Below are 13,397 nucleotides of genomic sequence, written 5' to 3'. Positions count from 1 at the left end.
TCACTCTCCCAACGCCTTGAGCGCAGTTTCATCCGCCTCCGGCAGCTTGACGAAAATCTGGTACTTGCCGCCCTCCATGGCTTCAAAGGCAATCAGCTTTTCCACCAACAGCGCGCTGAGCACTTTGCCGGCGTTGAGCAGCAACATGCCGTTATCGGCATTGAGATTGCGCGCCAGAATCATCCCCGCCGCCAGGTCCCGGGTGGTCAGGACCTTGACCGTCGGGTCGGCCAGGGTGATGTCGCCCAGAAATGCCGCGCACACCTGAATGAAATCCTCCACCAGATCAGGATCGTACAAGCGACCGGCGTACTGCCGCAGGTACAGCAGCGCTTCGTCGCTGTTCAAATGCCGTTCGAGGATCAGGCCGCGCTGCAACTCGACGAAATCCACGGCCAGTTTCAGCAGGCGCGAACCGAACGGAATGGCCTCGCCCTTGAGCCGGTCGGGAAAGCCGCTGCCGTCCCAGCGTTCCTGGTGATGCAGGATCAGGCGGGCCGCGTCCTTCATCGGGTCCAGCGTCATCAGCAGCGATTCGCTCTGCTTCGGATAGCTGCGATAACGCTCGCGATCGGTGTGACGCAGCAGATCCGAAGGCGTGGTCATCATGCCGTCGGTCCAGCTCAGTTTGCCGATGTTGTACAGCGCGGCGGCCATGGTCAGATCGCGGCTGGTGGCCTCGTCCAGAGCATGCTGTTTGCAGTAGCTGCGCACCAGTTCGATGATCTGCCGATTGGTCTGCTTGGCAGGCGGCAGACGCAGATTGGCCAGCAGCGAAAACACTTCGGTGCCGGTGACGTAACTGTGTTTGAGTTCTTCGTACGCCAGATCGAGCATGTCGGCGGTCTGCTGCAGTTCGGCGGTACGCGCCGCGACATGCTTTTCCAGGGTGCTGTTGAGCAGTTTGAGCTGATCGTTCTGCACCTGGGTCAGGCGCTCCAGACGCTGACGCTCCTGCTCGGAATGCTGATGGTCGAGCGCTTGGCGCAGGATCAGCAGCAACTCCTCGTCATTCCACGGTTTGCTGATGTAGCGATGAATCTGCCCGTCGTTGATCGCCTTGATGATGGCCGAAGGGTCGGCATAACCGGTGAGCATGATGCGCACGGTCGCCGGATAGCGTTGGCGGACATGCGCCAGTAACGAGGCGCCATCCATGTTCGGCATGCGCGCATCGCTCATCACCAGATCCACGGGCTGCTGCTCCAGTTTCTCCAGCGCCTGGGCACCGCTGGTCGCCAACAGGACGTCATAAGGTTGCCCCCGCAACAGGCGGCGCAGGCTGTTGAGGATCGATTCCTCATCATCGACCAGCAGCACCGTGGGGCGATGCGACGGCATCGGCGCGGATTGCTCTTGCATGGCATGGCCTCACGCGAAACAGAGTTAACGACACACCGACCGACCGCCCCACTGGCCCGCGCCTGAGTCCAAGGCTAGATGATTTTTCAGTGCATTCACGTAAATCTTCGTCCGGCGCGGCCAGCGCAGTACCGAGGGGCCGACTATGCTGTACACGGCAAAGAACTCCATCGGCTTACAAAACAGGCAATGGCGAGGGAAAAGGATGCCCCGGATGATCACAGCACGCCTTCCCGAGGAGGGCGCGGCATGAACCCGCCCACCGCGCCGATCAATCGCCGCGTGCTCATTGTCGACGACAGTCCGGCGATCCATGACGACTTTGCCAAGATTCTCAGCCCCGTCGTTCCCGGCGACGATGGCCTGGGCGAAACCGAGAACCTGTTGTTCGGCACCCCGTCTATTCGGCACACCCCACACTTCGAGCTGGATTCGGCCTTTCAGGGCCAGGAAGCCCTGGAAAAACTCGAAGCCGCGCTGGCTGAAAACCGCCCCTACGCCATGGCCTTCATCGACATGCGCATGCCGCCAGGCTGGGATGGCCTGGAGACCATCGAACGGCTGTGGCAAGTCGACCCCAAACTGCAAGTCGCACTGTGCACGGCCTATTCCGACTACTCCTGGGAAGACATCGACCAACGCCTGGCACTGAACGACCGGCTCCTGATTCTGAAAAAGCCTTTCGACGCGATCGAGATTCGGCAGATGGCCAGCGCCCTCACGGTCAAATGGCAAATGACCGAAGACGCCGAGCTGAAAATGAGCCTGCTGGAGCACGCAGTGCAGGAGCGGACCCGGGAGCTGTCGGACGCCAACGTGATCGTGCAGAACAGTCCGACCATCCTTTACCGCTTGCGTGGCGAGCCCTCGTTCGCGCTGATGTACATCTCTCACAACATCACCCGCTACGGCCATGTCGCCGCCGACCTGGTGGGTTCACCCGACTGGGCGAAGGTCCTGATTCACCCGGACGATCAGGCCAGCGTCGACGCGGCAATGGCCCGGGTACTGGATCGGCATGCGTCGGGCGCGTCCATCGAATTCCGCATGCGCACCGGCCAGGGCACCTGGCGCTGGGTGGAGAACCGCTACATCCCGGTACGCGATCAGGACGGCCGTCTGCTGGAAGTCGAAGGCATCATCCTCGACATCACTGAACGTCGCCAGGCCGAGGACAAACTGGCCTTGCTCGCCCGCTCCGATGGCCTGACGGGCCTGGCCAATCGCGCCACACTGATCGAACGCCTGCACCAGGCGTTTGCCGCTGCGCGACGCGGCGCGATGCCGTTTGCGGTGTTTTACCTGGATCTGGACCACTTCAAGCGGATCAATGACACCCTCGGTCACCCGGTTGGCGATCTGCTGCTGCAGGAGGTCGCCCGGCGCATCAAGTCCGGTGTCCGCGAAAGCGACGTGGTGGCGCGTCTGGGTGGCGATGAATTCGCGATCCTGCAACTGGACGTCAGTGACCCGACCCAGTCGGCGGCGATGGCCGCCAACATCCGCGACGCGTTGCTGGCGCCGTATAACCTGGCCGGCAATGCACTGCACATTTCGGTGAGCATTGGCATCAGCAGTTACAGCGAGCTCAGTCTCGACGCCGACAGCCTGCTCGGGCAGGCCGACATGGCGCTGTACCGCGCCAAGGAAATGGGCCGCAACCAGTATCACTTCCACTCCGAGGAGATTTCTCGGGAAGTGGCCGAGCGCATGACCCTGGTCAGCGAATTGATGACCGCCCTTGAAGGCAATCAACTGCGGCTGCATTACGCGCCGGAAGTTGATCTGCACAGCGGCAGGATTCTGGGCATGGAGGCACAAGTCCTCTGGCAGCATCCCCGGCGCGGCCTGCTGCCGGCAGCGGACTTTGTGCCGATCGCGGAGAAAACCGGCGCAATCATTCCGCTCGGACGCTGGGTGCTGGATCACGCCTGCCATCAGATGCATCTGTGGCGTAATCAAGGGGTGGCGCCGCCCGTGATGGCGATCAAGATTTCCCTGGCGCAACTCAAAAGCGGCCCGGAACTGATCTACACCGTGCTGCGCACCACCGCCCGCTGGGAGCTCGCCCCTTGGGACCTGCGGTTCGACGTCACCGAGGCCACGCTGGCCCAGACCAAGTGGACGCACAACGACGCGTTGCCGCGCCTGCGTGAACTGGGCGTGACCATCGCCATCGATGATTTCGGCACCGAATATTCCTCGTTCGATTACCTGAAAACCTACCGGGTCAATCAGCTCAAACTGGCCCAGAGCGTCATCGACAATGCCGCTCACGATGTGGCCGGTGCCAACGCCTTGCGCGCCATCGTCAACTTCGCCCGGGACCTGGACATCGGCATCATCGCTGAAGGCCAGCCGTCGCCGGATCAGCCGTGCGCGCCACCTGCCGCAGCCCCGCTGCCCAGCGCGCGCGGGCTGTATTTCAGCGCGGCGGTCAGCGCCGAACAGGCCGGGCGATTGCTCAAGGACAGTGCTCACCCGGCACCGAAGGAGGACGAGTGATGAAAACGCCGTTCCCCCAGACCAACCGGCGCATCCTGATCATCGACGACACGCCGGCGATTCATGACGACTTTCGCAAGATCCTTGCCCCACAGGTTCAGGACGCCGTCGATCTGAATCAACTGGAACAGACGCTGTTCGGCACCCAGCAGACGCCGCACCTGAGCTTCCAGCTCGACTCCGCTTATCAGGGCCAGGAAGCTCTGGCTCTGGTCAAACAATCGCTGGTCAGCGGCAACCCGTATGCCCTCGCCTTCATCGACATGCGCATGCCGCCCGGCTGGGATGGCCTGGAAACCATCGAACAATTATGGCGGGTCGATCCGAACCTGCAGATTGCCTTGTGCACCGCGTACAGCGACTACAGCTGGGAGGCGATGGCCGAACGGCTGGAGTTCGGCGACCAGTTGCTGATCCTGAAAAAACCGTTCGACAGCCTGGAAATCCGCCAGATGGCCAACGCGCTGACCTGGAAATGGCAGCTGGCGCAGGACGCGGCCCTGAAAATGCTCAGCCTTGAGCAGACCATCGAGGCGCGGGTGCACGAATTGCTCAAAGTCTCGCATCTGCTGCAATACGACAGCCTCACGGAGCTGCCCAACAGCACCCTGCTGGGCGATCGCCTGAGCCAGGCCGTCGCCGTATGCCGGCGCCATGACAAGCAACTGGTGGTGATGTTCCTCGGTCTGGATCGCTTCAAGCGCATCAACAATGCACTGGGCCATCCGGCGGGCGACGAGATGCTCAAACGGGTCGCCCGGCAACTGCTGTCCTGCGTACGTGATTCCGACTCGGTGTTTCGTTATGGCTCGGACGAGTTCGTGGTGATCCTTGGCGACATCAACCATCCCCAGCAAACCCACGGCCTCGCGGAAAAACTCCTGGCCGCCATTCGCCTGCCGCAAGCGATTGCCGGGCATGACGTCAGCGTCACCGCCAGCGTTGGCATCAGCGTCTATCCCGAAGATGGCCTCGAAGCCATCGAGTTGATCAAGAAAGCCGAGACGGCGATGCGCAACGTCAAGGAGCACGGCCCTGACAGCATTGGCTTCTTCATCGAAGCCATGAACCAGCACGCCCGGGAACAGCACAGCATCGAGTCGGGCATCCGCCGCGCGCTGCATGAGCACGAATTCGTCTTGCACTACCAACCGAAAATCGACCTGCGCACGGCCACAGTGGTCGGTGCCGAAGCCCTGATACGCTGGCAGAAACCGGGACACGGCTGGGTCTATCCGTCGGACTTCATCCCGGTGGCCGAGGACAGCGGTCTGATCGTGCCGCTGAGCAAATGGGTGCTGGCTGAGGCCTGCCGTCAGACCCGCGACTGGCAAGTCGCCGGACTGCCGCCGATCCGCATGTCGGTCAACACTTCGCCGATCGATTTTCGCCAGCGTGACTTCGTCGCCGGCATCGAGCGCGTGCTTGAGCAGACGGGCCTGGCCCCGGACTGCCTGGAGCTGGAAATCACCGAAGGCGTGCTGATGCAAAACGTCGAGGCGACGATGACCGCGCTCAAGCGCCTGACAACGCTGGGCACGCGCCTGGCCATCGATGACTTCGGCACCGGCTATTCCAGCCTGAGTTACCTGCGGCGGTTTCCCATCGATGTGCTGAAGATCGACCAGTCGTTCATTCGCAACCTGTGCAACGACCCCAACGATGCCGCACTGGTGAGCGCCATCATCCATCTGGGCAAGAGTCTGGGGCTGAACGTCATTGCCGAGGGTATTGAAACCGCCGAACAACTGGCCTTTCTCAAGGCGCATCACTGCGAGGAAGGTCAGGGCTACTTTTTCAGCAAGGCCCTGCCGGCAGATGCGTTTGCGCGCTTGCTGGCCGGCACCGAAGCCATGCCGTGGACGATTTGATCAACACGCTGAAAACGGCCCTGAGTCAGGGAGACGATTGCCGATGAGTCTTTTCCACCACGCCATCGTGTTGTTGCTGTGCGGGCTCTGCGCCGGGGCCAGTGCCGAGCCGCTGGACGAGCCGCTCAAACCGTTGCCCGCGGTGCCGCAGCAGGACGTCCGCCGCGTGGAACTGGGTCGGCGCCTGTTCCATGAACCACGGTTATCGATCAACAACACGCTGTCCTGTGCCAGCTGCCACCAACTGGACAAGAACGGTGCCGACAGCCGCGCCCTGTCGCTGGGCTTCGACGGTAAACCGGTGGCGGTCAACACGCCGACCGTGTTCAACGCCGCCCTCAATTTCCGCCAGTTCTGGGACGGCCGTGTCGAAACGCTGGAGGAACAAAGCAACGTCGTCATCACCAGTCCCCATGAAATGGGCAGCGACTGGCGCACCGTTATCGAGCGGATCTCGAACGACCCCGACTACCGTCGCGATTTTGCCGCCACCTACCCGGACGGCGTGACCCAGGCCAATGTCCAGCAGGCGCTGGCCAGTTTCGAACGTACTTTGCTGACGCCCGGTTCGCGCTTCGATCAATACCTGCTGGGCAACACCGACATCCTCACCCTCGAGGAAAAGTACGGTTACCAGCGCTTCAAGGAATACGGCTGCATCGCCTGCCATCAAGGGGTGAACATCGGCGGCAACATGTTCCAGAAGTTTGGCGTGTTCGGCGATTACATTGCCGATCGCGGCAACCCGACCGTGGCTGATCAAGGCCGCTTCAACGTCACCCGGGACGAAGCGGATCGTGAATTTTTCAAAGTGCCGAGCCTGCGCAACGTCGCGCTGACCGCGCCCTACTTTCACGACGGCTCGGCGGACACCCTCGAAAAGGCGGTGGATGTGATGTTCCAGTATCAGTTGGGACGCACGCCGACCGAAGAGGACAAACGGCTGATCATTCTATTTCTCGAGACCCTGACCGGCCAAAGGGAAGGCAAGCCATGATCAACATCTCCCGTCGGCGCAGTCTGCTGTTGCTCACGCTGGTCGCTCTGGTGCTGGCGTCGATTCTGCTGTTTCTGTACTTCAAGTCCAGCTCCGACCAGACCATGACCTATACCGAGTCGCGGGATCTGATCCGGCAGATCAAACAGCAGAATTCGCTGTGGGAAAACGAGATCCTCAAGGCGCGAGTGGCGCTCACCCACAATTACGATCCGCTGGTGTCACCCATGACCGAGATGAACCGACTCTGGGCGCGCTTCGACGCGATCGAGGCCAGGCATGGCCGCAACGACTCGGCGCAATGGAACGACGCCCACGAGGGTTTTCTGCAGGCGATGCAGGAGAAGATCCGCCTGGTCGAACAGTTCAAATCGCACAACGCACTGTTGCGCAATTCCCTGGCCTTTTTGCCCACCGCCGAAGACGACATTCAGGAGCAACTCGCCAACCTGTCGGACCTGGATAAATTACAGCTGCAAAACATCACCACCGACACTTACGACCTGCTGCTCAGTGCCCTGGAGTTCGCCCAGGTCACTTCCGACGACAGGGCCGCCGACATCGAGGTCGGCCTGAACAAACTGAAGGTCAATGCGCAACGGCTGCCGCCGGCGTTTGAAACCCCGATCAAAATCATGAGCAACCACATCAGCCTGATCGCGCGCGAGCAGCCGCTGGTCAATCAGTTGCTCGAAAGCATCGAAAACATTCCCGTGGCCGAGCGCCTGGATACCCTCACCACTCTGCTCGATCGCGATCAACAGCGCGCCGATCGGGTCGACCGCCAATACCACTTCTACCTGCTACTGTTTTCGGTGTTGCTGATGCTCTCGCTGGTGTGGCTGGCGATCCGCCTGATCGGCAGTTTCGCCGAGATCAATCGGGTCAACACGGCCCTGCAAACGGCCAACGATGCCCTGGAGCAACGGGTCGAGGAACGCACCCGCGAACTCAGGGACGCCCAGAGCGAACTGCTCGACGCGGCGCGTCAGGCCGGCATGGCGGAAATCGCCACCAACGTGCTGCACAACGTCGGCAACGTGCTCAACAGCGTGAACATCTCCAGCGACCTGATCACGCGCAAGCTGCGCAACAGCAAGACCCAGGGCCTGGGCAAGGCCATGCAGTTGATCAACGAACACCCGCATGACCTCGGCGCCTTTCTGTGCGAAGACCCCAAGGGCAAATTGCTTCCCGGTTACCTCAATCAGCTGGTGGGTGCGATTGCCCAGGAACAGCAGGAAATGGTCGACGAACTGAACCAGATGAACAAAAGCGTCGATCACATCAAGGACATCGTCGCCACCCAGCAGTCCTATGCCGGCGCCAACAGCATGACTGAACCGCTGTTCATCAATGAATTGCTCGAAGACGCCTTGCGCATGAACGCCGGAGCGCTGACCCGACACCACGTCACGGTGGTCAGGGAGTACGCCGAGGTGCCGCAGGTGATGGGCGATAAACACCGTTTGCTGCTGATCCTGATCAACCTCATCAGCAACGCCAAATACGCCATGTCCGACCTCAGCAACCGCCCTCGCACCATGACGCTGGCGGTAAAAATCGTCGATGACAGCTTCCTCGAAATCAGCGTCAAGGACGATGGCGAAGGCATTGCGCCGGAAAACATGACGCGGATCTTTGCCCACGGTTTCACTACCCGCAAGGAAGGCCACGGCTTCGGCCTGCACAGCTGCGCCCTGGCGGCCATCGAGATGAACGGGCACCTCACCGCGCACAGCGACGGACCGGGCAAAGGTGCGCTGTTCACCTTGCAGATTCCCCTGATCAGCGTCACGGAGAACGCATGAGCGAGCTGTCGAACCGCCGTATTCTGCTGATCGACGACATGCCGTCGATTCATGAAGACTTCCGCAAGATTCTCGCGCCACCGGCGGCGCAGTCAGTGGAACTCGACGAGATGGAGGCGGCGTTGTTTGGTGCACAGGTGCGTGCCGAACGTCCGCCGTTCGAGCTGGACTCGGCCTACGGCGGCGAGGAAGGCCTGGGCAAACTGATGCAGGCCTTGCACGAACAACGCCCCTACGCACTGGCTTTCGTCGACATGCGCATGCCCGACGGCTGGGACGGCGCGAAAACCATCGAACACCTTTGGCAACAGGATCCGCTGTTGCAGGTGGTGGTCTGCACGGCCTACTCGGATTACTCCTGGGATGAACTGCTCGAACGGCTGCAGGCGCATGACCGATTACTGATTCTGAAAAAGCCGTTCGACAACATTGAAGTGCAACAAATGGCCAACACCCTGCTGACCAAATGGCAGATGACCGAACGCGCTTCCTTGCAGATGCATCACCTGGAACATCTGGTCGATCAGCGCACCGCCCAGTTCAAGCAGGCCAGCGAAGCTCTGCAGCGCGAAATCGATGAACGCAAGCAACTGGAAAGTCAGCTGGTGCAGTCGGAAAAGCTCGCTTCACTGGGGCAAATGGCGGCTGGTGTGGCCCATGAAATCAACAACCCGATCGGTTTCATCTCCTCCAACCTCGGCACCCTTGACGGCTACTTCAATCAGTTGCTCAGCGTACTCGATGCCTGGCAAACGCTGGGCGCCACGCCAGACAGCGAATCCGTGGCCCGGCTTGAGCAGTTGCGCAAAGACGCCGATCTGGATTTTCTGCTCGAAGACATTCCGGTACTGATCCGCGAATCCAAGGAAGGCATTGGCCGGGTCGGACAGATCGTCAAGGATCTGAAGGATTTCTCCCGGGTCGATACCCATCAGCAATGGCAGTGGGCGAATCTGCAGCAAGGCATCGAGTCGACCCTGAATATTGTCGCCAGCGAACTCAAGTACAAGGCTGACCTGATCAAGGAGTATCAGCCGCTGCCGGACATCGAGTGCCTGCCGTCACAAATCAATCAGGTGATCATGAACCTGGTGGTCAACGCGGCTCAGGCCATGGGCCCCGAGCGCGGCACCATCACCTTGCGCATCGGGCAACAGCAGGACACGGCCTGGGTGGAAGTCGAGGACACCGGCGCCGGGATTGCGCCGGACATCCTGCAGAAAATCTTCGATCCGTTTTTCACCACCAAACCGGTTGGCCAGGGCACCGGGCTGGGCCTGTCCCTGTCCTACGGCATTGTCAAAAAACACGGTGGTGACATTTCGGTCCGCAGCGAACCGGGCGTGGGCACGACCTTCCGCGTCGAGTTGCCGATGCGTCAGAGGCGGCCCGCGGCCTGAGGCGCCTCAGGTCGCTTCCTGAAAATCCATCTCCGGCGGCTGCCGCCGAAAGCCGCCAGTGAGCACCGCCAGATACACCACGCCAATCGCCAGCCAGCTCAAGCCCAGATACACCGCCAGATGATCAAGGCTGACCATCAGCCACACGTCCGCCAGCAGCCCGATGAACGGGAAGACCAGAAACAGCACCAGCTCACGCGGGCCTTTTTTCTCGCCTCCGATCCAGTAATGAAAAATCACCGACAGGTTGACCAGGCTGAACGCCAGGAACGCACCGAAGTTGATGAACGAGGTTGAGGTGGTCACATCGAGTTTCAGCGCCAGCAATGCCACGACCGCACACAGCAGGATGCTGTTGACCGGCGTGCCGAAGCGCGCATGCAAGGTACCGAAAAACGACTTGGGCAACACGCCATCGCGCCCCATGGCAAACAGCAAGCGCGAACCGCTGGCCTGGGCCGACAGCCCCGAAGCGAACTGGCCGACGATCAGGCCGATGAGGAAGATCGAGACGAACAGGTCGCCGCCGATGTTGCGTGCGATTTCATAGGCCGCCGAGTCGACGCTGTCGAACTGGAACGACGGGTGGGCGATCTGCACGAAGTACGACACGCCGACGAAGATCAGCCCGCCGATCAAGGTGATCAACATGATCGCCCGTGGAATGGTGCGGCGTGGGTCGCGGGTTTCTTCGGTCAGCGTACTGACCGCGTCGAAGCCGAGGAACGAATAACAGGCAATCGCCGCGCCGCTCATGATCAGCGGCATTTGCATGTCACCGTTGAAGAACGGTTTGATCGACCACAACGGCGTGCGCGCATCACCGCCGACGTAGTGCACACACAGCGCGACGAAGGCGATCAGCACCAGAAATTGCACCAGCATCAGCAAGGCGTTGATGCCGTTGGCCAGTTTCAGGCCAACGATGTTGATCGCGCTGGTGATGCCGATGAACGCCAGTACCCAGATCCACTGCGGGATCGACGGGAATGCCGAAGCAAGGTACGCCGCGCCGATCAGCCAGATCGCCATCGGCAGAAACAGGTAATCGAGCAACACCGCCCAACCGGCGATGAAGCCGAGCCTGGGGCTGATCGCCTTGCGCACGTAGCTGTAGGCGGAACCGGCAACCGGGAACGCGGCGGCCATGCGCCCGTAACTCATGGCGGTGAAGAACATCGCCACCAGTGCTGCCAGGTACGCTGCCGGGACCATGCCGGCGGTGGATTGCGCGAGGATGCCAAAGGTGCCGAGGACAATGATCGGCGTCATGTAGGCGATGCCGAACAGCACCACCGACCCTAATGACAGGGTGCGTTGCAAACGAGCCATGGGCGACTTACTCCGAATGTTATTGGATTTATGGCAGAGCCGAGTTCGGCGAATGTTTCGGGTGTGGCTTTGTTTTTTTGGGTGAGTCAGATGAATCGATAAAAGATCGCAGCCTTCGGCAGCTCCTACAGGAGTACGCAGTGCAATGATGTAGGAGCTGCCGAAGGCTGCGATCTTTTGATCTTCAGCACGCAGGAATCAGCAACTCACGCAATCCGCACGCGTGCTCCACCACCTCCCCCGGCAGCTTCAACCGCTGATCATCCAGATAGCGGTAATCCTGGCGCGCGACCTGCAACCGGTCGAAATCCAGCTCGACACTGAACGTCCCTTCTTCGCGCCCCGCCTCGAACAGCAACGTCCCCAGCGGATCGACCAGCGCACTGCCGCCGGCAAACATCAAGCCGTCATCCCCGGCCTCAACGCGATTGACCATCAGCGCAAACGCCTGATTCTCCTGAGCACGGGCCATGATCGCGGTGCGGTGAGTCGGGGCGTACGGGTCCATGTTGCCGTTGGTCACGATCAGCAACTCGGCGCCCAGTTGCGCCAACGCGCGGGCGGACTCCGGGAACTCGATGTCGTAGCAGATCAGCAGGCCGACGCGCACACCGTTCCACTCGCAGGTGGCGTAGCGGTCGCCGGCCTCGAACACGCCGCGATCCGACGCCCAAAGGTGGGTCTTGCGGTATTTGAGGGCGATGCCTTCGGGGGTGATCAGCAACGTGGTGTTGTAGAAGCGACCGTTGTCGTTCTCAGCCATGCCGATCACCACGGCGAGGTTGCGCTCGCGGGCAGCGGCCAGCACCGCGCGGACGGTCGGGCCATCCAGCGGCTCGGCGATCTGCGCCACGGTGTCGGCGGTCGGGAAGCCCATCAGGTGGGTTTCCGGGAATACGATCAGTTGCGTGTCGGCACCGCACGCGGCAATCGCCGCAAGGGCGCGTTCGAGGTTGTATGCGGTGCCATTGTCACGGCCCGCCAGTTGGGCGAGTTCGACTTTCATTGCGAGTCCTTGTGGTCAGGGCCGGGCGCTGAAAGATTGCCCGGTGGCTGTCTGTGGGCCAGTATGCGCAGCAAGCAACCGGCAGGGAATCACGCGGCCGGGGTAACCCGATAGGGGTAGATTCATGACCGTTTCGTTTGATGACATCGCTTGGCACCGCGCCGTCGGGCAGTTGATCGACGCACTGGACAAGCCGAATTTCTGGGCACAACTGGTGCGTCTGCTCGACCAGTACGTGGCGTTCGATAGCTGGGTGGTGTTGCTGTTCAGCGCCGATCAGCACCCGCAAGTGTTCGCCGAATGCCCCGCTGAGGACGGCAGCCCTGACCCGTTGTTTCAGGATTATCTGCGCGGGTTGTACTTGCTCGATCCGTTCTACATCGCCTGCCGCGAGCAGTCGCGCACCGGGCTGTATCGCCTGTCGGAGGTGGCACCGGAGCATTTCGAGCTGACCGAGTATTACCAGCGATACTTTCGTCTGAATGTGGTCGCCGACGAAATCCAGTTCAATTGCCAACTCGAAGGCGAACGCACGTTGTGCCTGTCGCTGGGCAGTGAACAACGTTTCACTGGCGAACAGATTGCCTTGCTGTCATTGATCCAGCCTTGGGTGCTGGGTCTGTTGCGCCAGCGCCTGCCGTACGAAATCAACGAAACCGTGGCCCTCGCTGCCGCGCCTGCACCGGCCGACTGGCGGGTGCAACTGGAAGCGTCGGTGCAGCAACTCAAGGGTGCGCAACTGACTGCCCGGGAGCTGGATGTCGGGCGTTTGATGCTCAGCGGTTGCTCCAGTAAAGAAATCGCCCGTAAGCTGGAAATCTCCGTAGAAACCGTGAAAGTCCATAAGAAACACATGTACAGCAAGCTGGGGATCAAATCCCAGTCGGAGCTGTTTTCGATTTTTCTCCAGGCGCAGAACGCCTGATAACGCGTGGAAATGCTTACCTGTGGGAGTTGATTTGCTGTGGTGAGGGGATTCATCCCCGATGGGCTGCGCAGCAGCCCCAAGACTATGCATGCGGTCTTTCAGTTAAACCGCAGTGAATGGTTTTGGGGCGGCTTCGCCACCCATCGGGGATGAATCCCCTCACCACAATAAATCTCATCAACAGG

At 60.9% G+C, this 13,397-nt stretch carries 9 protein-coding genes; 6 read left to right on the top strand and 3 right to left on the bottom strand.

Features of this window, described 5'->3' with window-relative positions:
* Positions 1 to 1,362 (bottom strand): HD domain-containing phosphohydrolase, encoded by a 1,362-nt coding sequence (locus KVQ82_RS06980; protein WP_222018494.1) that lies wholly within the window; start codon positions 1,360 to 1,362, stop codon positions 1 to 3.
* A 249-nt stretch (positions 1,363 to 1,611) separates the two neighbouring features.
* Here KVQ82_RS06980 and KVQ82_RS06975 point away from each other — a divergent pair, with 249 nt between their 5' ends.
* Genes KVQ82_RS06975 through KVQ82_RS06955 form a run of 5 tightly spaced genes read left to right on the top strand, consistent with a single transcriptional unit; the run spans position 1,612 to position 9,946 of the window.
* The gene (locus KVQ82_RS06975) at positions 1,612 to 3,867 is read left to right on the top strand and encodes an EAL domain-containing protein (RefSeq protein WP_222018493.1); all 2,256 of its coding nucleotides are present in this window, start codon (positions 1,612 to 1,614) and stop codon (positions 3,865 to 3,867) included.
* Positions 3,867 to 5,738, top strand: a complete 1,872-nt coding sequence (locus tag KVQ82_RS06970; RefSeq protein WP_222018492.1) for a bifunctional diguanylate cyclase/phosphodiesterase — start codon at positions 3,867 to 3,869, stop codon at positions 5,736 to 5,738. The genes KVQ82_RS06975 and KVQ82_RS06970 overlap by 1 nt, the downstream gene beginning before the upstream one ends.
* A 43-nt stretch (positions 5,739 to 5,781) precedes the next feature.
* Positions 5,782 to 6,735 (top strand): cytochrome-c peroxidase, encoded by a 954-nt coding sequence (locus KVQ82_RS06965; protein ID WP_041068310.1) that lies wholly within the window; start codon positions 5,782 to 5,784, stop codon positions 6,733 to 6,735.
* A complete protein-coding gene (locus KVQ82_RS06960; RefSeq protein ID WP_041068308.1) occupies positions 6,732 to 8,546 on the top strand; it encodes a DAHL domain-containing protein in 1,815 nt (604 codons plus the stop codon). The genes KVQ82_RS06965 and KVQ82_RS06960 overlap by 4 nt, the downstream gene beginning before the upstream one ends.
* The gene (locus KVQ82_RS06955; RefSeq protein ID WP_222018491.1) at positions 8,543 to 9,946 is read left to right on the top strand and encodes an ATP-binding protein; all 1,404 of its coding nucleotides are present in this window, start codon (positions 8,543 to 8,545) and stop codon (positions 9,944 to 9,946) included. The genes KVQ82_RS06960 and KVQ82_RS06955 overlap by 4 nt, the downstream gene beginning before the upstream one ends.
* A 6-nt stretch (positions 9,947 to 9,952) precedes the next feature.
* Here KVQ82_RS06955 and KVQ82_RS06950 read toward each other — a convergent pair whose 3' ends face one another.
* The gene (locus tag KVQ82_RS06950; RefSeq protein WP_108183689.1) at positions 9,953 to 11,278 is read right to left on the bottom strand and encodes an APC family permease; all 1,326 of its coding nucleotides are present in this window, start codon (positions 11,276 to 11,278) and stop codon (positions 9,953 to 9,955) included.
* A 184-nt stretch (positions 11,279 to 11,462) separates the two neighbouring features.
* Positions 11,463 to 12,284 (bottom strand): carbon-nitrogen hydrolase family protein, encoded by an 822-nt coding sequence (locus tag KVQ82_RS06945; RefSeq protein WP_222018490.1) that lies wholly within the window; start codon positions 12,282 to 12,284, stop codon positions 11,463 to 11,465.
* A 124-nt stretch (positions 12,285 to 12,408) separates the two neighbouring features.
* Between KVQ82_RS06945 and KVQ82_RS06940 the strand changes: the two genes are divergently transcribed.
* The gene (locus tag KVQ82_RS06940; protein ID WP_222018489.1) at positions 12,409 to 13,209 is read left to right on the top strand and encodes a LuxR C-terminal-related transcriptional regulator; all 801 of its coding nucleotides are present in this window, start codon (positions 12,409 to 12,411) and stop codon (positions 13,207 to 13,209) included.
* Positions 13,210 to 13,397 lie beyond the last annotated feature (188 nt).

It is taken from the genome of Pseudomonas sp. AO-1 (assembly GCF_019775695.1).
Lineage (GTDB): Bacteria > Pseudomonadota > Gammaproteobacteria > Pseudomonadales > Pseudomonadaceae > Aquipseudomonas > Aquipseudomonas parakoreensis.
This window is presented reverse-complemented; position numbering and strand designations above follow the sequence as displayed.

Bases quoted from the DNA above. Each gene is read 5' to 3' on its own strand.
- KVQ82_RS06955 (WP_222018491.1), top strand. From the start codon at position 8,543: ATGAGCGAGCTGTCGAACCGCCGTATTCTGCTGATCGACGACATGCCG.
- KVQ82_RS06945 (WP_222018490.1), bottom strand. From the start codon at position 12,284: ATGAAAGTCGAACTCGCCCAACTGGCGGGCCGTGACAATGGCACCGCA.
- KVQ82_RS06940 (WP_222018489.1), top strand. From the start codon at position 12,409: ATGACCGTTTCGTTTGATGACATCGCTTGGCACCGCGCCGTCGGGCAG.
- KVQ82_RS06965 (WP_041068310.1), top strand. From the start codon at position 5,782: ATGAGTCTTTTCCACCACGCCATCGTGTTGTTGCTGTGCGGGCTCTGC.
- KVQ82_RS06980 (WP_222018494.1), bottom strand. From the start codon at position 1,362: ATGCAAGAGCAATCCGCGCCGATGCCGTCGCATCGCCCCACGGTGCTG.
- KVQ82_RS06975 (WP_222018493.1), top strand. From the start codon at position 1,612: ATGAACCCGCCCACCGCGCCGATCAATCGCCGCGTGCTCATTGTCGAC.
- KVQ82_RS06970 (WP_222018492.1), top strand. From the start codon at position 3,867: ATGAAAACGCCGTTCCCCCAGACCAACCGGCGCATCCTGATCATCGAC.
- KVQ82_RS06960 (WP_041068308.1), top strand. From the start codon at position 6,732: ATGATCAACATCTCCCGTCGGCGCAGTCTGCTGTTGCTCACGCTGGTC.
- KVQ82_RS06950 (WP_108183689.1), bottom strand. From the start codon at position 11,278: ATGGCTCGTTTGCAACGCACCCTGTCATTAGGGTCGGTGGTGCTGTTC.